Below are 18,103 nucleotides of genomic sequence, written 5' to 3'. Positions count from 1 at the left end.
CCTGGACCATAGCCCTCACAAAAGGGCATGTTCGAGATTGGGTGGGTTTCGGAATGGCGACTTTGCCAAAAACGTTCGCAAGGTCACGGTCCGAAAACGCTGACACCTTTCGACGGATCGTTGCGATAATGGTCTAGCCTTATCTCGATGCTGCCAACGTGGATTTCCAGCTTGTGCCCGTCTGGGTCTAAAAAATAAGTCGAAGCTCCTGCGCTTCGGTTGTCCTTCCAGACGGTGCAGTTCGCCTTTATCCGCTCACTCATCTCGGCAAATCCGTCGTTATCCACACTGAATGCGATATGGGTGTAGTCTGCATGCGGGGAGGTTCTCACAAGATCATCGCGTGAAAGGCAGAGCCAGAGGGAGCAGCACTCAAGGTAGGCGCCATCGGCCCACACAACCCGAACCTCACAGCCAAGAACATCCCGATAAAATGCTATGGCTCGCTGCACATCAGCCACCGCTAGCGTGATGTGGTTCAAGCCAGTTACACCGGGACCCATACTCATTCGCGACCCCACGCACGAAACGCCATCCATACGCATAGCAACAAGCTGCTGAATTGTCTCGGATGGGGCGTCGGCGGCCAACACCGTTCACGGGTGCACGGCCTAATAATCCGCCCCCACGAACCACAGCCCATCCGGCGGCGCGTTCAGTGCCAGTGCCGCGCGGTTGCGGGCGAGCAGGGCGGTTTCGAGGTCGGCGGCGGTCCATTGGCCGGTGCCGATGAATTTCAGGCAGCCGACCATCGAGCGCACCTGGTGGTGGAGGAAGCTGCGGGCTTCGGCGTGGATATGGATGTCGCTGCCGGTGCGGATGACGTCGAGCCGGTCGAGGGTCTTGATCGGCGACAGGGACTGGCATTTGGTCGAACGGAAGGTGCTGAAGTCGTGGCAGCCGGTGAGGAGGCGGGCGGCGTCGTGCATGGCCTCGGCGTCGAGGGGCACGGTGACGCGCCAGGCGAGCCCATGTTGCCAGGTCAGGTCGGTGCGCCGGTTGACGATATGGTAGCGGTAGCGGCGGCGGATGCAGTCGAACCGGGCGTGGAAGCCCGGTGCGATACTCGCGTCGAGGATGCCGATCGGCTGCGGGCGCAGCCGGGCGTTGAGCGCTTCCATCAGCCGGAACGGCGGCAGGCCGCTGTTGGTATCGACATGGGCGACCATGGCGAGGGCATGGACGCCGGCGTCGGTCCGCCCGGCGGCGTGCAGCGTGCAGCGTTCGCCGATGATCTGCTCGATGGCGTCCTCGATGGCGCCCTGCACCGAGGGGCCATGGTTCTGCCGTTGCCAGCCCATGAACGGACGGCCGTCATATTCAATGGTCAGCCGGTAGCGGCTCATCGGGCGCGGGCGTTGTCCGGCAGCCGCCAGCCGCGCAGCAGCGCCTCGGGCGTCATCGGCGGCTTGCCGGCGCGCTGGACGAGCAGCGGGCGCAGCCGGCCGCTGGCGGTGCCAAGGGTCAGGTCCTCACTTGCCTCACCGGGTGAAGAATCGCCTTCAACCACTTCCGCATCAAGTATTTTCAGCCGCTCGCCACCAATCTCGGTAAAGGCCCCGGGCGCCGGGTTGAAGGCGCGGATGGCGCGCAGCAACTGGTCGGCGGGCAGGGCGAAATCGAGCCGCGCCTCGGCCTTGCTTATCTTCGGCGCCAGCGTCACCCCGGCCTCGGGCTGGGGCAGGGCAGGCGGCTGTTCGTCGAGCGCCCGCAGCATCAGCCGGGCGCCCATCAAGCTCAGTTCCTCGGTGAGGTCGCCGGCAGTTTTCGATCCGATTTCAGTCGCTTCATGGATAAGCATTGGCCCGGTATCGAGCCCGGCTTCCATCGCCATGATCGTCACGCCGGTGTGGCTGTCGCCGGCGAGAATGGCGCGCTGAATCGGCGCCGCCCCGCGCCAGCGCGGCAGCAGCGAGGCATGGATGTTCAGGCAACCACGCGGCGGAATCGCCAGGATAGTAGCCGGCAACAACAGCCCATAGGCAGCTACTACAGCAACGTCAGGACGAAATGATGCAAATTCAGCCTGTTCAGGTTCATTCTTGAGAGACCGTGGCGTAACCACCGGCAATCCCAGCGCTTCGGCCCGCTGGTGAACAGCACTTTTCTGCACTGTCTTGCCGCGTCCGGCCGGCTGTGGCGCGCGGGTATAGACCGCCACGATCTCGTGGCCGTCATCATGAAGGGCGTCGAGGGCAGGAACCGAAAAGGCCGGGGTGCCCATGAAGACAAGGCGCATGAAAGGCCCATTCAGGCGCCTTGGCGGCGCGAAGGATGATCGGGGGCGGCACCCGGCGGCCCCCGATCGATATCGGTCAGTTGCCGATCGTGGTCACGCCGCGACGGTTGATGGCATAGGCCGCTTCATCGGCGCCATCGGCCTCGGGCCGCTCCTTGCCATAGGAGATGGTGCCCATGCGCGCCGTGGAGACGCCCTGCGCGGCGAGGAAGTTCTTCACCGCCGTGGCGCGGCGGTCGCCCAGCGCAAGGTTGTATTCGCGCGTGCCGCGCTCATCGGCATGGCCTTCCACGGTGATACGGACATTGTTGTACTGGTTCAGCCACTGAGCCTGGCGGCTGAGGATGCCGCCGGCGGTATCGTCGATCTCGTAGCTGTCATAGGCGAAGCGCACGCGGTCGCTGCCGGCCTGGTTGATGAAGTCGGCGAGGCTGCCCGGCACGATGGTGCTGCTGACGCCGGCATCCTGCGTGGGCGTCGGCGCGGGGGCCGGGGCGCTGGTGGCGGGCGGTGGTGGCGGGGGCGGAAGGTCCTGCTTCTTGGGGGCGCAAGCGGCCAGTGCGAGTGCCGAGGCCGCAGCCATCGACAGGGCAATCCGGGAGTGGCGCATATCAGAACCTTTCTTCGTTGGTGACGCTACACGTTCAACTGTTCAATTCTAGAGACGAAATGTGTAACTTTAAAGTATAAACGAGGCAACCCGCTGAAAGTTCACGGAAGCAGTGGCGACCAGGCCGGGTCCGACCCATCGAGCGGCGTCGGCAGCTTGCGCTCGTTCTGCCCCGAAAGATCGACTGACCACAGCGACGGCGGCCCGCCCCGGCCCGAGCGCTGGAACATGATCACCCGGCCATTGGGAGACCAGGTCGCCGCCTCGTCCTGATAGCCATTGGTCAGCAGCCGCTCGCCGCCGCCATCGGGCCGGATCAGTGAAATGCCGAACCGCCCGGCGCCGAAGCGCGTAAAGGCAATCTGGTCGCCGCGCGGGCTCCACACCGGCGAAGCCGCCCGCCCGTCACCAAAGCTGATCCGGCTCTGCCCCGAGCCATCAGCGTTCATTACATAAAGCTGCTGCGTCCCGCCCCGGTCGCTTTCGAACACGATCTTGCTGCCATCGGGCGAATAGCTCGGCGAGGTCTCGATCCCCGGCTGCGTCGTCAGCCGGCTCAGCCGCTTGCTGCCGATGTCGAGCGTATAGATGTCGGTATTGCCATTGACCGCCATGGAGAACACCAACGTCCGCCCATCGGGCGAGAAGCGCGGCGCAAAGCTCATTCCCTGGAACTGGCCGATCGATTCCTGCCGCGCCGTCCCCAGCGTATAGAGCCAGATCCGCGGCTTGTTGCCCTCGAAGCTCATGTAGGTGATCTGCTGCTGGCTCGGCGAAAAGCGCGGCGTCAGCACCAGATTCTGCCCCGAGGTCAGAAACCGGTGCCCCGCGCCGTCCTGGTCCATCACCGCCAGCCGCTTGATCCGCTTCGATCGCGGCCCGGTCTCCGAGATATACACCACCCGGCTGTCGAAATAGCCGCCCTCGCCGGTCAGCCGCGAATAAACGAGGTCGGCGCATTTGTGCGCCGCGCGGCGCCAGCCAGCGGCCGTCGTCACAAACCCCTGCCGCGTAAGCTCCTCGCCGGCGAACACGTCATAGGCATAGCAGGCCAGCAGGATCGTCCCATCCGGGTTGGCCGTCACCGAGCCCGTCACCAGCGCCTGCGCCGCCACCGTCCGCCAGCTCTCGTAGCGCGGCCGCGTCACATCGGGCACGGTCACCACGGTGGTGAACGCCGCCGGGGACACCGGCCGGAACAGCCCCGACGAGCGCAGATCATTGCTGATCACCTCGGCCATCCGCTTGCCCAGCTCGGTCGTCGATCCCGCCGCCGTCGTCGCCTCGGCCACCGCCGGAAAATCCGGGATGGCCACCGGCAGCGGCTGGCTGATCCCGCTGTTGATATCGACGCGCAGCTGGGCGGCAACGGGGCTGGTCGACACCAGCAGGGCAAGGGCAAGAAGGCGCATCGAAGGAACTCCGGTCATCAGGTCATCGATTCGGGATCGAAGTTGATCTCGACCGATTTCCACAGGCTGTAGAGATTGGCAGGCAGTTTCAAGGGCGAGCAGCGCAGCACCGCGCGCCGCGCCGTCTCGGCAAAGGCTCGGGCATAGTCGGCATTCTGGCGATTGCCCCCGGTCTGCCCGACCACGGTCGGCTGCGCGCTCAGGCTGCCGTCAGGCGCGAATTCGGCATGGATCAGCACGGTCATCTTGCGCACGTCCTCGCCGCCGATCGGCGGGTTCCAGCACGGCGCCACCTGCGCCCGTATCGCCTGCGCCAGCGTCGCCGCGGCGCGCGGATCGACGGTCGCATTCTTCGGCTGCGCCGCCGCAATCGATTTCGCCAGCGCCGAGGTATCGAGCGGCTTCTCCTTGGCCTTGGGCAGCGCCTTGTTGATCAGATTGCTCAGCGTCGAGGTATCGAGCGGCTTCGGATCGGGCTTGGGCGCCGGCTTGGCCGCGGGTTTTGGCTTGGGCGGCGGCGCCGGTTCGGGCGTCGGCACCGGCTCGGGCAGCGGTTCAGGCTCGGGCTCGGGTTCCGGCTCTGGCTCGGCCGGCACCGGCGTCGCCGTCTCCTGCGGCGCCGCCTCCATCGACGGCTCGGGCGGCGTCGTCACCCGCGGCACATCGGCAATATCGACGAATTCCACCGGGATCGGCTCGTTGGGCGTCGCCAGCGGCTTGCTCGTCCAGGCCCAACCCAGAGACGCCGCCGCGATCAGCAGCAGATGCGCCACCCCGGCCAGCAGCACCGCGCGCCCCTCGGGCGGCGTCGCCGGGGCCGGTGGCAGCAGGCGGGCGTCGGCCAGCGCCATCAGCCGTCCCTGCGGGACCGCGGCGCCCCTTCGCCATCGGAAACCAGCGCCACGCGCCGGAACCCGGCCGCCGAAACCTCGCCGACCGCGCCATAATCGAGCCCCCGGTCGGCCCGCACATAGACCCGCGCCTCGTCATCGCGGACCTCGCGCAGCGCCGCCAGCTTGGCCGGCAGCTCGTCCGCCGGCACCTCGAGCGTATCGATGAAGATACGCCCGTCCGCATCGAGGCTGAGCTGGATCGGCTTGTCATCGGTCTGCAAGGACGGCGCCTTGCTGTCCGGCAAATCGACAGGCACGCCCGCCACCAGCAGCGGCGCCGTCACCATGAAGATGATCAGCAGCACCAGCATCACATCGACCATCGGCGTGATATTGATCTCGGCCATCGGCGCGCGCCGGCGCCGGTTGCCGCCCGGAGACATCATCGCCATGGGCTAGCGGGTCTCCATGCTGTCGAGCTGCCGCCCCAGCAGCCCCTGGAATTCCTCGGCAAAGGCCGAAAGCCGCGCCTCCAGCCGCCCGACGCTGTGCAGCAGCCGATTGTAGCCGATCACCGCCGGAATCGCCGCGAACAGCCCGATGGCGGTGGCGAACAGCGCCTCGGCGATCCCCGGCGCCACCACGGCCAGCGTGGTGTTCTGCGAGGCGGCGATGGCGGTAAAGCTGCGCATGATGCCCCACACCGTGCCGAACAGCCCCACGAACGGCGCCACAGCGCCGATCGTCGCCAGGATGTTCAGCTTGTCGCCCAGCGTGTCGATCTCGCGGGCGATGGTGACATTCGTCACCGACGCCAGCCGCACCCGCAGCCCCTCGCGGTCGAAGCGCGGGCGAGACAGCGTCCGTCGCCACTCGTTCATCCCGGCCACGAACAGCCGCGCCGAGGGGTGGCTGGCCTTGGTCGCCGGGTCATAAAGGCTGTCGAGCGAGTCGGCCTTCCAGAACCAGTCCTCGAACTTCTGCGCCTCGCCATTGATATGGCGCAGCACCTTGCTGCGGTTGAAGATGATCCCCCAGGACCAGATCGAGGCGGCCAGCAACCCGAACATCACCGCCTTGACGACCAGATCGGCCTGCAGGAACAGCGCCCAGGGGCTGATTTCGGTAGCGGTGATCACGGGTTCCATCAGTCACTCTTCGCCAGATGTGCAAGGTCTTCAAATGCCGCCGTCCAGTCCCGGGGCAGCCGCCGGGGGCGACCGTCCATCGACAGCAGGGCGGCCGTCACCGTTGCCGTGCACAAGGTTTCACCCCGATGAACGACCGACTGGCCCATCACCACCGCCGCCGCTCGCACACGGTCGACAAGCGTATGAATTTCCAGCGCATCGTCCAGCCGCGCCGGTCGATGCCAGATGATCTGCATGTCATGAACGGCAAAATAGCCGGTGCCGGCTTCGGCCTCGTCGCGCAGCGCCACGCCGGTGTGGCGCAACATTTCGGTGCGCCCGCGCTCGAACCAGCGCAGATAGCTGGCATGATAGGCAATCCCGCTGGCGTCGGTGTCCTCATAATAGACACGCGCCGCGAGCCGATGACGGCCCTCGGCCAGGGTTCCGGAGGAAGGGGAGCAGGACATCGTCGCCCTTGTAGGGGGACAATGTGAAATAATGAAGGGCTTGCGGCGGCTGCCAGGGCAGCCGCCGCGCCAACCGCCTTACTTCTTCTTCATCTCAGCGATACGCGCGGACTTGCCGCTGCGGCCGCGCAGATAATAAAGCTTGGCACGCCGCACGACACCGCGACGGACAACCTCGATCGCCTCGATCGACGGCGAATAGAGCGGGAACACACGCTCCACGCCTTCGCCGAAGCTGATCTTGCGGACGGTGAAATTGCTGTTGATGCCCCGGTTGGAGCGGGCGATGCAGACGCCCTCGTAATTCTGAACGCGGGTCCGCTCGCCCTCGACGACGCGGACGCCGACCTTCAGCGTGTCGCCGGCGCGGAACTGCGGGATCTCGCGCTTGGCGGTCAGCTTGGCAATCTGCTCGGCATCGATCTGCTGGATGAGATTCATCTCATTCCTCCTTCTTCTGGTATCGCGCGCCAGAGGGCGACCGATCCGCAGCGTCGGGATGACGCTGCCATAGATCCGGCCGCCTTAGCCGTGTGTCCGCCCTGGACCGCTCCAATCGCCAGGCGGCGATCTTCGCGTGATCCCCCGATCGCAACACTTCGGGGATCTCGAGACCTTCCCAAAGGGCAGGCCTCGTATAATGCGGATGTTCGAGGAGACCGCTTTCGAAGCTCTCGTCATCGCCGCTTTGGGCCGCGCCCATTACACCGGGCAGCAGCCGGACGCAAGCATCGAGCAGCACCATCGCCGCCACCTCGCCGCCCGACAATATATAGTCGCCGATGCTGACCTCCTCGATCGCCCGGCGCGCGAACAGCCGCTCGTCGAACCCCTCGAACCGCCCGCACAGCAAGGTCACCCCCGGCCCCGCCGCCAGCGCCCGCACCCGCGGCTGGTCGAGCGGCGCCCCGCGCGGCGTCAGCGCCAGCACCGGCGTGTCGTCAGCAGCCGCATCAAGTGCGGCGGCCACCACATCGGCGCGCAGCACCATCCCCGGCCCGCCGCCGGCCGGCGTGTCATCGACCGACCGGTGGCGGTCGGTGGCATGGTCGCGGATATTGACGGTCCGGCAGGCCCAGCGGCCCTCGGCCAGCGCCCGCCCGGCGATTGCCGCGCCGAGCGGCCCCGGAAACATCTCGGGATAGAGCGTCAGGACGGTCGCCTGCCAGGGCCGCGCCGGCGCGGCCATCAGGCCAGCCAGAGCGGATCGACGACCAGCCGTCCTTCGGTCTCGCTGACGGCCGGCGCCCGGAACGGCACCATCGTCGTCCTGCCGTCCGCCAGCGTCAGTTCCAGAATATCGCCGGCGCCGTAATTCTCGATCTTCAGCACCGTGCCCAGCACTGCGCCATCCGGTCCTTCGACCGGCCGGCCGATGATATCGGCATGATAATATTCGCCGTCCTCGAGCGGCGGCAGCGCCTCGCGCGGGATGGTCAGCAGCGTGCCGCGCAGCGCCTCGGCCTGGTTGCGGTCATGGATCTCGGCAAAGCGCGCCACCGCGCCGATCTTGTCGGGGCGCAGCTCGGTCAGCGTCAGCGCCTTGCCGCCGGCACTGAAATTTCGATGCGCCTGAAGGCTTTCAAGGCCTTGCGCGAAGATCTTCAGACGCACCGCGCCGCCGATGCCATGGGCACCGGCGACGGCGGCAAGCGTGATATCGGCTGTCTGGTCAGCCGACATCTTCTATCAGGCCTCGGGCTTCGCTTCGGCAGGCGCTTCTTCGGCAGCGGCCTCTTCGGCCGGAGCTTCCTCAGCAACGGCTTCTTCAGCGGGGGCCTCTTCAGCGGGGGCCTCTTCAGCAGCCGGCTCTTCGGCCGGCGCAGCAGCGGCTTCGGCAGCCGCAGCGGCAGCCGCCTCGGCGGCTTCGGCTTCAGCGGCCTTGGCGGCCTCGGCGGCTTCCGCCGCTTCCGTGGCCTTCTGGGCGGCCAGTTCGAGCCGCTCCTTGGCCTTGGCGCCGGGCTCGCCCTTCTTCGGGTTGTTCTTCGCTTCGCGGGTGCGGACACCGGCGGCGTCGAGGAAACGGGCCACGCGGTCGGAGGGCTGGGCGCCGACGCTCAGCCAGTGCGCGGCGCGCTCACCGTCGAGCTTGACGCGGTCGGTCGAATCCTTCGGCAGCAGCGGATTATAGGTGCCGATCTTCTCGATGAACTTGCCGTCGCGGGTGTTGCGGCTGTCCGTCACCACGATGCGGTAATAGGGACGCTTCTTCATGCCGCCGCGTGCGAGGCGAATTGCCAGTGACATTTCAATACCTTCCTTGTCGAACTTCTATCGTTTGTTGAACTTGTTGAACGCACCGCCACCGCCGCCGAGCATCCCGGCGATGCCGCCGGCAATGCCGCCGGGCGAATTGCCCATCCGGCCGAGCATCCCGGCCATTGCCTTCATGCCGCCCATCTTGCGCAGCTTCTTCATGGCATTGGCCATTTCCATCTGCATCTTCAGCACGCGGTTGACTTCCATCACCGTGGTGCCGGAGCCCTTGGCGATGCGGATCTTGCGCTTCGCGGTGATGATCTCGGGCTTGGACCGCTCCTTGGGGGTCATCGAGCTGATCACCGCTTCCATCCGGCCGAGCAGTTTCTCGTCCATGCCATTGCCGGCCATCGCCTGCTTGGCCTGGGAAATGCCGGGCATCATCGAGGCCAGCGCCCCGAGCCCGCCCATCGCCTTCATCTGGCGCAGCTGGGCACGCAAATCGTCGAGGTCGAACTGGCCCTTGGCCAGCTTCGCCGCCATCCGCTCGGCATCTTCCTGCTCGACATTGGCGGCGGCGCGTTCGACCAGCCCGACGATGTCGCCCATGCCGAGGATACGCCCGGCCACCCGCTGCGGATCGAACGCTTCGAGCGCATCGATCTTCTCGCCCGTGCCGGCAAATTTGATCGGCTGGCCGGTGACGGCGCGCATCGACAGCGCCGCCCCGCCGCGCGCATCGCCGTCCATCCGGGTCAGGATCACGCCGGTCAGCGACACCCGGCCCTTGAACGCCGTGGCGGTCGCCAGCGCGTCCTGCCCGGTCAGGGCATCGACGACGAGCAGAATTTCGTGCGGCTTGGTCGCGCCGGCAATTTCGGCCATCTCGGCCATCAGCGCTTCGTCCACTGACAGGCGGCCGGCGGTGTCGAGCATCACCACGTCATAGCCCTGCAGCTTCGCCGACTGGCGCGCACGCTCGGCAATGGCGACCGGGGTCTGGCCGGCGACGATCGGCAGCGTGGCAACGCCGGTCTGCTCGCCGAGCACCCGCAGCTGCTCCTGCGCGGCCGGACGGGCGACGTCGAGCGACGCCATCAGCACCTTCTTGCCCTCGCGCTGGGTCAGATATTTGGCCAGCTTGGCGGTGCTGGTGGTCTTGCCCGAGCCTTGCAGGCCGACCATCATCAGTACGGCCGGCGGGGTGGCGGGAATATTGAGCCCGGCGCTCTCGCTGCCGAGCAGCTCGACCAGGCAGTCATTGACGATCTTGACGACCTGCTGGCCCGGGGTCACCGAGCGGATCACCTCGGCGCCGATGGCGCGCGCCGTCACCTGCTCGACGAAATCCTTGACGACGGGCAGCGCCACATCGGCCTCGAGCAGGGCGATCCGCACCTCGCGCATCGCCGCGCGCACGTCGAGTTCGGTCAGCGCGCCGCGGCCGCGGAGCTTCTCGAAGACGGAACCAAGACGGTCTGCAAGACTGTCGAACAAATCACTTCCTCCAAACGGATTTTACGCCGGCGGACGAACCCTCGTCGGCCGGCGTGCATCCGTGGACGCGCCATTTCCCATTGCTGGGTGAATTGCCCTTAGGCGTTCGCCCTTACGGGGTCAAGAAGCCTCGCCGGTAATGGCGCGGGCAAAGTCCCGCGCATCGAAGGGGCGGAGGTCGTCCATGCCCTCGCCGATGCCGATGGCATGGATCGGCAGGTGGAAGCGCTCGGCCGCCGCGACGATCACGCCGCCGCGCGCCGAGCCGTCGAGCTTGGTAATCACCAGCCCGGTCACCCTGGCCACGTCCTTGAACACCTCGATCTGGCTCAGCGCATTCTGGCCGGTGGTGGCATCGAGAACCAGCAAGGTATCATGCGGCGAGGCCGGGCTGCGCTTCTGGAGGACGCGGCGGATCTTGGCCAGTTCGTCCATCAGCCCGGCCTTGTTCTGGAGGCGGCCGGCGGTGTCGATGATCAGCACATCGGTACCGGCGGCCTGCGCCTTTTCCAGCGCCTGATAGGTCAGGCCGGCGGCATCGGCGCCCTGCTCGCCGCTGACCAGCGGCACCCCGACCCGGTCCGCCCAGATCTGCAACTGGGCGATGGCGGCGGCGCGGAACGTGTCCCCGGCGGCCAGCATGACGCTGTAGTCCTGCTCGGTCAGCCGCCGTGCCAGCTTGGCGATGGTCGTCGTCTTGCCGACGCCGTTGACGCCGACGACGAGGATGACATGCGGGCGCGGAAACGCCGTCACCGCCAGCGGCTTCATGTAAGGCGCTAGAATATCGGCAATATCCTCGGATACTGCGGCCTTCAGCCCGGCCTCGTCGATGCCGCGGGCGAAGCGCGGACCGGCCAGCTTGTCGCGAATCCGCGCCGCCACTGCCGGCCCCAGGTCGGCGGTGATCAGCGCCTCCTCGATCGCATCGAGCCGCTCCTCGTCGAGCGGCGCGGTGCCGCTGGCCAGCCCGGCGAGATTGTCGGCAAGCTTGGTCGAACTGCGTGACAGCCCGGTCTTCAGGCGATCCAGCCAGCTCATCGATACGCCTCCAGATCGACTTCGCCGCGATAGGCGACCACCGCCGGCCCGGCGAGATGCAGATGGCCCGAGGCATCGCGGCGGACGGTGAGTGTGCCGCCGGGCATGGCGACGCGGATCGGCATCGCCGTGCTCAGCCGGCCGCGTCGTTGCAGGGCGGCGACGGCGGCGACGGCGCCGGTGCCGCAGGCGCGGGTCAGGCCGGCGCCGCGCTCCCAGACGCGCAGCGTGATCGCCGTCGGGCTCTCGACCTGCGCCACGCCGACGTTGATCGCCTGCGGGAAGATCGGGTCGGTCTCGATACGCGGGCCGAGTGATTCCAGGGGGATGGCGGCGGCATCGGCGACTTCGAAGACGATATGCGGGTTGCCGACGCTGACCGCCGAGGGGTCGGTCAGCTCGTCCCAGGCCAGCGGCAGATGGGCGGTGTCCATCGCATAGGCCAATGGTACTTCGGCCCAGTCGAAGCGCGGTGCGCCCATGTCCACCTCGGCATGGCCGGCGGTGGCGCTGGCGCTGAGCAGCCCGCCCTCGGTCTCCATGCTGAGCTGGCCGCCGAGGTGGGCTGCCACGGCGCGGCTGCCGTTGCCGCAGGCGCCGGCCTCGCTGCCGTCGCAATTAAAGAAGCGAACTCTGACACTTGCGGTGTCGGAGGGTTCGAGGACGATCATCTGGTCGAAGCCGATTCCGGTGCGCCGGTCGCCGAGCGCGCGGACCTGCTGCGCGGTCAGCGAAAGCGGCTCGGTGCGGGCATCGAACAGCAGGAAGTCATTGCCGAGGCCATGCATCTTGAGGAACGGACGAAGCGACATGGGCCCGGCTTAAGCCGTCAACTGCCCCGCGACAAGCGTGTGGCAGCGCCCGGTCAGCAGCACCCGGTCCCCGGCGACGCGCAGGCCGAGATAGCCGGTCTGCGGGCTGGCCTGCCGGGCGGTCAGGCTGGTCTTGCCCAGCCGCTTTGCCCACCAGGGGGCGAGCAGGGCATGGGCCGAGCCGGTGACAGCATCCTCGCGGCCTTCGACGAAGACGCGGCTGACGATGTCGGTATCGATGCCGGGCGCGGTGATGATGGTCTGGACGGTGGGGTCGAGATTGGCGGGTATGTAAGCCCTTATTTCGGCTTCGTTTTCCAGTTCGATCAGGTCATAGCCCGGCTTTGGCTGGAGGGCCGGCAGCGCCAGTTCGAGCGTATCGTGCGGGGCGCGGCTGACGATCAGCGGGCCGGCATGACGGGTGTGGAAGTGGACGAGATCGAGGTCCGGTGCGGCGTCGAGCAGCATATGGGCGGCGGCCATTGTGCCATGGCCGCAGAGCATGATTTCGGCGCTTGGGCTGAACCAGTGCAGGCCGAAGGCGCCGTTTGGGGCCGGGGTGACGATCGCGAGGGCGGACAATTGCAATGCTTTTGCAAGGGCTTGCGGGTCGTCCGGGGTGCCGAGCAGGACGGCGGCGGGGTTGCCGCTGAGCGGCTGGCCGGGGGTGATGAAGGCGTGGATCAGGCGATAGGGCAGGCTCATGGGTAGAGCATGCCGACCGTCCAGCCCGTATCGGTGCGGGTGAACAGCGTGCGTTCGTGAAGGCGGCCGTCGCGGTCCTGCCAGAATTCGATTTCGGTCGGCACGATCCGCCAGCCCGACCAATGGGGAGGGCGAGGGATTCCAGCGGGATAGCGGCGCATGATGTCGGCGAGGCGGGCCTCGAAGGTCGCGCGGTCGGGCATCGGCTGCGACTGGAGGCTGGCCCAGGCGCCGGCCTGGCTGAGGCGGGGGCGGGTGGCGAAATAGCTGTCCGCCTCCTGGTCCGAGACCTGCTCGACGCTGCCGGTGATGCGGATCTGGCGGCGCTGCGACTTCCAGTGGAAATTCAGCTGCGCGTGGGGATTTTCCTTTATTTCCCGGCTCTTGCGGCTTTCCAGATTGGTGTAGACGACGAAACCCTGCTCGTCCCAGCTCTTCAGCAGGACGACGCGGACCGAGGGCCGGCCATCAGCGGTGGCCGTGGCCAGCGAGACGGCGTTGGGATCATTGATCTCGGTCTCGGCGGCGGTGGCGAACCATGAGGCGAACTGGGGGAAGGGGGTTTCCATGCCCCCCGATACCGTGTGCGTTCAGGCGGCGCAATTGATGCAGCGTGTGGCACCGGGTAGCGCCTCGAGCCGGGCCGGGGCGATGTCGGCCCCGCAATTGTCGCAGACGCCGTAGCGGCCGTCCTCGATGCGGTGGAGGGCGGCGCGGATCTGCTCGACCTCGGCCTTATGACGGGCTTCGAGGGATTCGTTGGTGGCCAGATCTTCGAGGTCATTGGCCTGATCGCTGAACTTGGGCGACAGCGGCTGGGTGGTTTCGCCATCGAGACGGGCGATTTCGGCGGTGAGTTCGTCGAGCCGGGCGGTCAAACGGGCGGCGACGGCCTTGGTATCGGTCATTTTCGGACTCCTTTTGGGCCATATCGATACGCTTTTCGGCAGCTTTTGTCTGTTTTTTGCGCGCCCGGTGGGGGCGGAAGGTTAGAAAGGTTAGTCCGGCGGCGTGGTTTCCGAAGGGGTTATCTGGCGCGGGGCGTGGTGGCGCGCGGCGAAATCGGTGGGCAGCAGCTCCTCGCCTTCGAGGCCGGGGGCATCGGGCAGCGCCTCGGCCTGCATGGCGAGGCCGGTCAGCTCGGCGGTCTCGAAATCGGGGGCGGTTGGGAAGCTGCGGCGGGCCGACCAGGCGCGCAGGTGACGTTGGCGCTCGTGGCGTTCGAGCATGTAGATCAGCAGCCGGTCCGAGCAGGGGCGGACGCGGGCCTCGACCTCGAGGCCGTGCTGGAAGCGGCTTTCCCGCTCGCCGTGGAGGGCGCGGGCGAGGGCGGCCTGTTCGAGCTGGGCGCCGGCCTGTTCGACGGCGCGGTCCCAGGCTTCGCGGAACTGGGTGGCGTCCGGGTGGCGGCGGAGGCGGTAGGCGGTCTGGACGGTCATGCCGACGGCCTCGGCGGCTTCGGTGACCGAGCCGGTGTCGGCGAGGCGCATGATGAACTCATGCTGGCGGGCGGGGGTCCAGCCATCGTGGCGGGCGCGGACGGGGACGGGATCAAATGGTTCGTTCATGGGTTTTGTTTAACCCATTTGGTGTTTGTAGGGAAGGGGTGGGGGTGGGGTGGATTTCGGTGTGGCGGGGGCGGTGGGGTGGCGGGCCGGGTGGTGCTTAGGCCCCGGGTCGAGCCCGGGGCGGGGGGGGGGGGGGGGGGCGGGGGGGGGGGGGGGCCTCGGCCCGGGGCCCCGCCGGGGGCGCGGGGATGGGCTGGGGCGGGTTGGTTGGTTTGGAGGGGGCGGTTTGGCAGTTGGTGCTTGGGCCCTGGGTCGAGCCCGGGGCGACGGGATGGGCTGGGGCGGGTTGGTTGGTTTGGAGGGGGCGGCTTGACGGATGGTGCTTAGGCCCCGGGTCGGGCCCGGGGAGACGGGGAGGTCGAGCCCCGGGCGACGGGGGAGGTCGAGGTCGGGGCGGCGAGGTGGGGGGCCCGGGGCGAGGGGTGCCCCGGGCGATGGGTGGACGGGGGTTCAGCCGAACACTTGTAGCTGGGTGGCGGCGTTCTTGTAGCGGCGGCGGCGGGCGAAATAGCCGATGAGGCCGAAGCCGGCGATCAGCTGGAGCCAGGTGGCGGGCTCGGGGACTTCGCCGGTGACGGTGGCGAGATCGAAGGTAGAACCGGACTGAAAGGTCGGCTGGTAGCTGCTGAACTTGTGGGCGACGCCGGCGACGTCGGCGAGGGTGCCGTTGCGGAAATCGAAGGTCTGGTTGTTTTCATAGATGTTGTCGACGCCCAGCGGCACACGGACGATCGCCATATGGTTGGCGCCGGGCAGGGTGATCAGCGTGTTGTCGAGGAACAGGCTGTCCCTGCAGCCGTAGCAGGAAATGCCCTGCGGATAGGACAGGGCGCCGAGATTGCCGGCGAAAACGATGTTCTGGCCGGAGAATTCGCCGGGGTTGAACGAGGTGAAGCCCTGCATGGCGCCTTCGGCGACATTGTTGAGCAGGACGATGTCGCTCTGCACCGGCTTTGTCGCGTCGCCCCAGAGCTGGATACAGTCCGGATGGGCGCCGGGGGCCATGGCCGGGCCGCCGCAATGATTGTTGCTGATCAGGATCCGGTGCGAATTGGCAACGTTGATCCCGTCCGAGCCCATGTTGGTGACCTTGTTGCGGGTGACCAGCGAGTTCGAGCTGTTGCCGAAGATGACCGCCGTGTGGATCTTGTCGAAGCTGTTGTCGCGGACGGTGACATTCGACGAGCCGGTGACCCAGATGGCGCGGCCGGTGGAATTGGTGGCCGGGCCGGTGAAGCTGGTGTTGGCGAAGGAGATGTTGCTGCTGTCGCGGATCGTCACCGACTGGATGCGGCCGGGCGCATGTTGCCAGGCGCCGCCGGTGATGTTGATCCCGCTCGACGCGGTCAGTTGCATGCCGCTGCTAATGGTGGCGGCGCTGGCATCGATGGTGACGGCCGAAGCATAGTTGCTGTTCTTGATGCCGATCAGTTTATCGAACTGACCCTGCAACTTGAGCGTGTCGCCTGCCACGAGCTTTGAAAATGTAGCACTGAAATTGTCCTGGTTCGAATAATAGGTCGTGGATGCCGATGCGGAACAATGGATAATTGACGACAATACGGTAATAATAACGTAGTTCTTCTTAGAGAAGATGTACATTTTGTCCTCACTCTCACTGCTACGACCTATTGACCGTAGTATTCGATACAGATCGAATGAGAACTAAATGGGCTTAATATTATTAGAAAAATACAGTATCGATACTGTAGGTATAGCATTTATTAAAAAATGCGTGAGTTATCTTCACGTTGAAGGCAGGGGCTGCAAAACAATATTCAGTCCAGGACAGTAAAAAACGGCCGGGACAAGGGTCACGGCCGTCTTTTCTCTGCTGTTATTTCTATTATTGGAAAATGATATGTTCGGTCGTGGCGGGTTTCTGACGGCGGCGGGCCATGGCGCCGATCAGGCCGAAGCCGGCCAGCAGCTGGAGCCAGACCGCCGGGTCCGGGGCGCTGTCGACGGCCGCGGGGAAATCGAGTTCCGAGCCGGCGCGGAAGTCCGGCTGGTAGCTGCTGAACTGATGGGTGACGGCGATGACATCGGCGAGGGTGCCGGTGCGGAAATCCAGCACCTGGTTGTTCTCGAAGATGTTGTTGACGCCGCCGGGGACGCGGACGAGCGAGCTGTGTTGGGCGCCCGGCAGGGCGATGATCGTGTTGTCGAGGAACAGGCTGTCCTTGCAGCCGTAGCAGGCGATGCCCTGTGGGTAGGATAGCGTCCCGAGGTTGCCGGCGAAAACGATGTTCTGCCCCGACAGCTCGCCGGGGTTGAACGAGGTGAAGCCCTGCATGGCGCCGTCGGCGACGTTGTTGAGCAGGACGATGTCGCTCTGTGGGGCCTGCGTGCTGCCCCAGAGCTGGATACAATCGGGGTGGGCGCCGGCGGCCATGGCGGGGGCGCCGCAGTGATTGTCGCTGACGAGGACGCGGTGGGAATTGGCGATGTTGATGCCGTCCGAGGCGGCGCTGACGATGCGGTTGCGGGTGACCAGCGAGTCCGTGGTGTTGCCGATGGCGACGGAGGTGTGGATCCGGTCGAAGCTGTTGTCGCGGATGGTGATGTTCGAAGAGCCGGTGACCCAGATGGCGCGGCCGGTGGAATCCTCGGTGGGGCCGGTGAAGCTGGTGTTGGCGATGCTGATGTTCTGGCTGTCCCGGACGGTCACCGACTGGACGCGGGCGGGATCATGGCGCCAGTCGCCGCCGGTGATGTTGATACCGCTCGATGCGGTCAGCTGCAGGCCCTGGGTGATAGTGGCGGCGCTGGCATCGATGGTAATGGCGGTGGCGTAGTGGCTGTCCTTGATGCCGATGAGGTTGTCGAACGTTCCTTGCAGGGCGAGCGTGTCGCCGGCGACGAGCTGGGCGAACACCGATGTGAAATCATCCTGGGTGGCCTGATAGGTGGCGGCGGATGCGGAGGCATGTCCGGTCAACGACATGAGAAGGATGATCATGCGGCGACGGGCTGTTGATCGGGACATGGTACGCACTCCGTTTACTGGTGAGGGCCTTGAAAGCCGCTGTCGGTGATTTCGGGAAATCGACGGAATCGATAACGCGAAACGGCCGGGGCGACAGGCCCCGGCCGTCTGGATCGGTCGATTTTCGCGATTAGCCGAAGATGACCCGTTCGGCGGTCGCGGCGCGATGGCGGCGGTGCCGGGCCATGGCGCCGACCAGGCCGAAGCCGGCGATCAGCTGGAGCCAGATTGCCGGGTCCGGGGCGCTGTCGGCGAACAGGGCGTAATCGAATTCCGAACCGGCCGCGAATTCCGGCCTGTAGTCGCTGAACTTGTGGGCGATGGCGGCGACGTCGGCGAGGGTGCCGTTGCGGAAATCGAAGGTCTGGTTGTTCTCGAAGACGTTGTTGACGCCGAGCGGGACCCGGGTGATCGCCATGTGCTTCGCCCCGGGCATGGTGATCAGCGTGTTGTCGATGAACAGGCTGTCCTGGCAGCCATAGCAGGCGATGCCCTGCGGATAGCTGATCATGCCGAGATTGCCGGCGAAGACGATGTACTGGCCCGAGAACTCGCCGGGGTTGAACGAGGTGAAGCCCTGCATGGCGCCCTCGGCGAC

Annotated in this window: 22 protein-coding genes and 1 pseudogene; all 23 read right to left on the bottom strand. The window is 66.4% G+C overall.

Features of this window, described 5'->3' with window-relative positions:
* Nucleotides 1-83: 83 nt before the first annotated feature.
* The gene (locus ACTIFJ_RS11870; RefSeq protein WP_439534321.1) at nucleotides 84-503 is read right to left on the bottom strand and encodes a VOC family protein; all 420 of its coding nucleotides are present in this window, start codon (nucleotides 501-503) and stop codon (nucleotides 84-86) included.
* A 108-nt stretch (nucleotides 504-611) separates the two neighbouring features.
* Nucleotides 612-1,346, bottom strand: coding sequence for a tRNA pseudouridine(38-40) synthase TruA (gene truA, locus ACTIFJ_RS11865; RefSeq protein WP_439534320.1), 735 nt, complete (start codon nucleotides 1,344-1,346; stop codon nucleotides 612-614).
* On the bottom strand, nucleotides 1,343-2,239 hold the full coding sequence (fmt, locus tag ACTIFJ_RS11860) for a methionyl-tRNA formyltransferase (RefSeq protein ID WP_439534319.1): 897 nt from the start codon (nucleotides 2,237-2,239) through the stop codon (nucleotides 1,343-1,345). The genes truA and fmt overlap by 4 nt, the downstream gene beginning before the upstream one ends.
* 76 nt (nucleotides 2,240-2,315) lie before the next feature.
* Nucleotides 2,316-2,822 carry a peptidoglycan-associated lipoprotein Pal gene (gene pal / locus ACTIFJ_RS11855; RefSeq protein WP_439534318.1) on the bottom strand — a complete coding sequence of 169 codons (507 nt, stop codon included), beginning with the start codon at nucleotides 2,820-2,822 and terminating at the stop codon, nucleotides 2,316-2,318.
* A gap of 128 nt (nucleotides 2,823-2,950) precedes the next feature.
* Complete coding sequence (gene tolB, locus ACTIFJ_RS11850; RefSeq protein ID WP_439534317.1) at nucleotides 2,951-4,261, bottom strand: Tol-Pal system beta propeller repeat protein TolB; 1,311 nt, start codon at nucleotides 4,259-4,261, stop codon at nucleotides 2,951-2,953.
* A 17-nt stretch (nucleotides 4,262-4,278) separates the two neighbouring features.
* Nucleotides 4,279-5,112 (bottom strand): hypothetical protein, encoded by an 834-nt coding sequence (locus ACTIFJ_RS11845; RefSeq protein ID WP_439534316.1) that lies wholly within the window; start codon nucleotides 5,110-5,112, stop codon nucleotides 4,279-4,281.
* Nucleotides 5,112-5,501, bottom strand: a complete 390-nt coding sequence (locus tag ACTIFJ_RS11840) for an ExbD/TolR family protein (RefSeq protein WP_439534315.1) — start codon at nucleotides 5,499-5,501, stop codon at nucleotides 5,112-5,114. The genes ACTIFJ_RS11845 and ACTIFJ_RS11840 overlap by 1 nt, the downstream gene beginning before the upstream one ends.
* A gap of 48 nt (nucleotides 5,502-5,549) precedes the next feature.
* The gene (gene tolQ / locus ACTIFJ_RS11835; RefSeq protein ID WP_439534314.1) at nucleotides 5,550-6,242 is read right to left on the bottom strand and encodes a protein TolQ; all 693 of its coding nucleotides are present in this window, start codon (nucleotides 6,240-6,242) and stop codon (nucleotides 5,550-5,552) included.
* Nucleotides 6,242-6,694: a YbgC/FadM family acyl-CoA thioesterase gene (locus ACTIFJ_RS11830; RefSeq protein WP_439534313.1), complete on the bottom strand. Its 453-nt coding sequence runs from the start codon at nucleotides 6,692-6,694 to the stop codon at nucleotides 6,242-6,244. Before ACTIFJ_RS11830 ends, tolQ begins: the two co-directional genes overlap by 1 nt.
* A 78-nt stretch (nucleotides 6,695-6,772) precedes the next feature.
* Nucleotides 6,773-7,135 carry a 50S ribosomal protein L19 gene (gene rplS / locus ACTIFJ_RS11825; RefSeq protein ID WP_439534312.1) on the bottom strand — a complete coding sequence of 121 codons (363 nt, stop codon included), beginning with the start codon at nucleotides 7,133-7,135 and terminating at the stop codon, nucleotides 6,773-6,775.
* 1 nt (nucleotide 7,136) lies between these two features.
* A complete protein-coding gene (trmD, locus tag ACTIFJ_RS11820; protein ID WP_439534311.1) occupies nucleotides 7,137-7,883 on the bottom strand; it encodes a tRNA (guanosine(37)-N1)-methyltransferase TrmD in 747 nt (248 codons plus the stop codon).
* The gene (gene rimM, locus ACTIFJ_RS11815) at nucleotides 7,883-8,377 is read right to left on the bottom strand and encodes a ribosome maturation factor RimM (RefSeq protein WP_439534310.1); all 495 of its coding nucleotides are present in this window, start codon (nucleotides 8,375-8,377) and stop codon (nucleotides 7,883-7,885) included. Before rimM ends, trmD begins: the two co-directional genes overlap by 1 nt.
* A 6-nt stretch (nucleotides 8,378-8,383) precedes the next feature.
* Nucleotides 8,384-8,941, bottom strand: a complete 558-nt coding sequence (rpsP, locus tag ACTIFJ_RS11810) for a 30S ribosomal protein S16 (protein ID WP_439534309.1) — start codon at nucleotides 8,939-8,941, stop codon at nucleotides 8,384-8,386.
* A gap of 24 nt (nucleotides 8,942-8,965) precedes the next feature.
* Complete coding sequence (gene ffh / locus ACTIFJ_RS11805) at nucleotides 8,966-10,390, bottom strand: signal recognition particle protein (RefSeq protein WP_439534308.1); 1,425 nt, start codon at nucleotides 10,388-10,390, stop codon at nucleotides 8,966-8,968.
* A gap of 120 nt (nucleotides 10,391-10,510) precedes the next feature.
* Entirely contained in the window at nucleotides 10,511-11,431 is a 921-nt protein-coding gene (ftsY, locus tag ACTIFJ_RS11800; RefSeq protein ID WP_439534307.1) for a signal recognition particle-docking protein FtsY, read from the bottom strand.
* A complete protein-coding gene (gene dapF / locus ACTIFJ_RS11795; protein WP_439534306.1) occupies nucleotides 11,428-12,243 on the bottom strand; it encodes a diaminopimelate epimerase in 816 nt (271 codons plus the stop codon). The genes ftsY and dapF overlap by 4 nt, the downstream gene beginning before the upstream one ends.
* Nucleotides 12,244-12,252: 9 nt before the next feature.
* Nucleotides 12,253-12,948, bottom strand: coding sequence for a PhzF family phenazine biosynthesis protein (locus ACTIFJ_RS11790; RefSeq protein ID WP_439534305.1), 696 nt, complete (start codon nucleotides 12,946-12,948; stop codon nucleotides 12,253-12,255).
* Nucleotides 12,945-13,517, bottom strand: coding sequence for a pyridoxamine 5'-phosphate oxidase (gene pdxH / locus ACTIFJ_RS11785; protein ID WP_439534304.1), 573 nt, complete (start codon nucleotides 13,515-13,517; stop codon nucleotides 12,945-12,947). The genes ACTIFJ_RS11790 and pdxH overlap by 4 nt, the downstream gene beginning before the upstream one ends.
* A gap of 21 nt (nucleotides 13,518-13,538) precedes the next feature.
* Complete coding sequence (locus ACTIFJ_RS11780; protein WP_439534303.1) at nucleotides 13,539-13,856, bottom strand: TraR/DksA family transcriptional regulator; 318 nt, start codon at nucleotides 13,854-13,856, stop codon at nucleotides 13,539-13,541.
* Between the two features lie 90 nt (nucleotides 13,857-13,946).
* Complete coding sequence (locus tag ACTIFJ_RS11775; protein WP_439534302.1) at nucleotides 13,947-14,516, bottom strand: hypothetical protein; 570 nt, start codon at nucleotides 14,514-14,516, stop codon at nucleotides 13,947-13,949.
* A gap of 450 nt (nucleotides 14,517-14,966) precedes the next feature.
* Complete coding sequence (locus ACTIFJ_RS11770; RefSeq protein ID WP_439534301.1) at nucleotides 14,967-15,989, bottom strand: PEPxxWA-CTERM sorting domain-containing protein; 1,023 nt, start codon at nucleotides 15,987-15,989, stop codon at nucleotides 14,967-14,969.
* Nucleotides 15,990-16,362: 373 nt separating this feature from the next.
* Nucleotides 16,363-17,478 (bottom strand): right-handed parallel beta-helix repeat-containing protein, encoded by a 1,116-nt coding sequence (locus tag ACTIFJ_RS11765; protein WP_439534300.1) that lies wholly within the window; start codon nucleotides 17,476-17,478, stop codon nucleotides 16,363-16,365.
* 157 nt (nucleotides 17,479-17,635) lie between these two features.
* Nucleotides 17,636-18,103, bottom strand: a pseudogene (locus tag ACTIFJ_RS11760) (hypothetical protein); the annotation flags it as partial.

Source organism: Polymorphobacter sp. (assembly GCF_051860865.1).
Classification (GTDB): Bacteria; Pseudomonadota; Alphaproteobacteria; order Sphingomonadales; family Sphingomonadaceae; genus Sandarakinorhabdus.
Note: the sequence above shows the minus strand (reverse complement) of the source record. Positions and strands in the feature narration are given on the sequence as shown.

Excerpts from the sequence above, each read along its gene's own strand:
- ACTIFJ_RS11870 (WP_439534321.1), bottom strand. The coding sequence starts at position 503 with ATGGGTCCCGGTGTAACTGGCTTGAACCACATCACGCTAGCGGTGGCT.
- truA (WP_439534320.1), bottom strand. The coding sequence starts at position 1,346 with ATGAGCCGCTACCGGCTGACCATTGAATATGACGGCCGTCCGTTCATG.
- fmt (WP_439534319.1), bottom strand. The coding sequence starts at position 2,239 with ATGCGCCTTGTCTTCATGGGCACCCCGGCCTTTTCGGTTCCTGCCCTC.
- pal (WP_439534318.1), bottom strand. The coding sequence starts at position 2,822 with ATGGCTGCGGCCTCGGCACTCGCACTGGCCGCTTGCGCCCCCAAGAAG.
- tolB (WP_439534317.1), bottom strand. The coding sequence starts at position 4,261 with ATGCGCCTTCTTGCCCTTGCCCTGCTGGTGTCGACCAGCCCCGTTGCC.
- ACTIFJ_RS11845 (WP_439534316.1), bottom strand. The coding sequence starts at position 5,112 with ATGGCGCTGGCCGACGCCCGCCTGCTGCCACCGGCCCCGGCGACGCCG.
- ACTIFJ_RS11840 (WP_439534315.1), bottom strand. The coding sequence starts at position 5,501 with ATGGCCGAGATCAATATCACGCCGATGGTCGATGTGATGCTGGTGCTG.
- tolQ (WP_439534314.1), bottom strand. The coding sequence starts at position 6,242 with ATGGAACCCGTGATCACCGCTACCGAAATCAGCCCCTGGGCGCTGTTC.
- ACTIFJ_RS11830 (WP_439534313.1), bottom strand. The coding sequence starts at position 6,694 with ATGTCCTGCTCCCCTTCCTCCGGAACCCTGGCCGAGGGCCGTCATCGG.
- rplS (WP_439534312.1), bottom strand. The coding sequence starts at position 7,135 with ATGAATCTCATCCAGCAGATCGATGCCGAGCAGATTGCCAAGCTGACC.
- trmD (WP_439534311.1), bottom strand. The coding sequence starts at position 7,883 with ATGGCCGCGCCGGCGCGGCCCTGGCAGGCGACCGTCCTGACGCTCTAT.
- rimM (WP_439534310.1), bottom strand. The coding sequence starts at position 8,377 with ATGTCGGCTGACCAGACAGCCGATATCACGCTTGCCGCCGTCGCCGGT.
- rpsP (WP_439534309.1), bottom strand. The coding sequence starts at position 8,941 with ATGTCACTGGCAATTCGCCTCGCACGCGGCGGCATGAAGAAGCGTCCC.
- ftsY (WP_439534307.1), bottom strand. The coding sequence starts at position 11,431 with ATGAGCTGGCTGGATCGCCTGAAGACCGGGCTGTCACGCAGTTCGACC.
- dapF (WP_439534306.1), bottom strand. The coding sequence starts at position 12,243 with ATGTCGCTTCGTCCGTTCCTCAAGATGCATGGCCTCGGCAATGACTTC.
- ACTIFJ_RS11790 (WP_439534305.1), bottom strand. The coding sequence starts at position 12,948 with ATGAGCCTGCCCTATCGCCTGATCCACGCCTTCATCACCCCCGGCCAG.
- pdxH (WP_439534304.1), bottom strand. The coding sequence starts at position 13,517 with ATGGAAACCCCCTTCCCCCAGTTCGCCTCATGGTTCGCCACCGCCGCC.
- ACTIFJ_RS11780 (WP_439534303.1), bottom strand. The coding sequence starts at position 13,856 with ATGACCGATACCAAGGCCGTCGCCGCCCGTTTGACCGCCCGGCTCGAC.
- ACTIFJ_RS11775 (WP_439534302.1), bottom strand. The coding sequence starts at position 14,516 with ATGAACGAACCATTTGATCCCGTCCCCGTCCGCGCCCGCCACGATGGC.
- ACTIFJ_RS11765 (WP_439534300.1), bottom strand. The coding sequence starts at position 17,478 with ATGATCATCCTTCTCATGTCGTTGACCGGACATGCCTCCGCATCCGCC.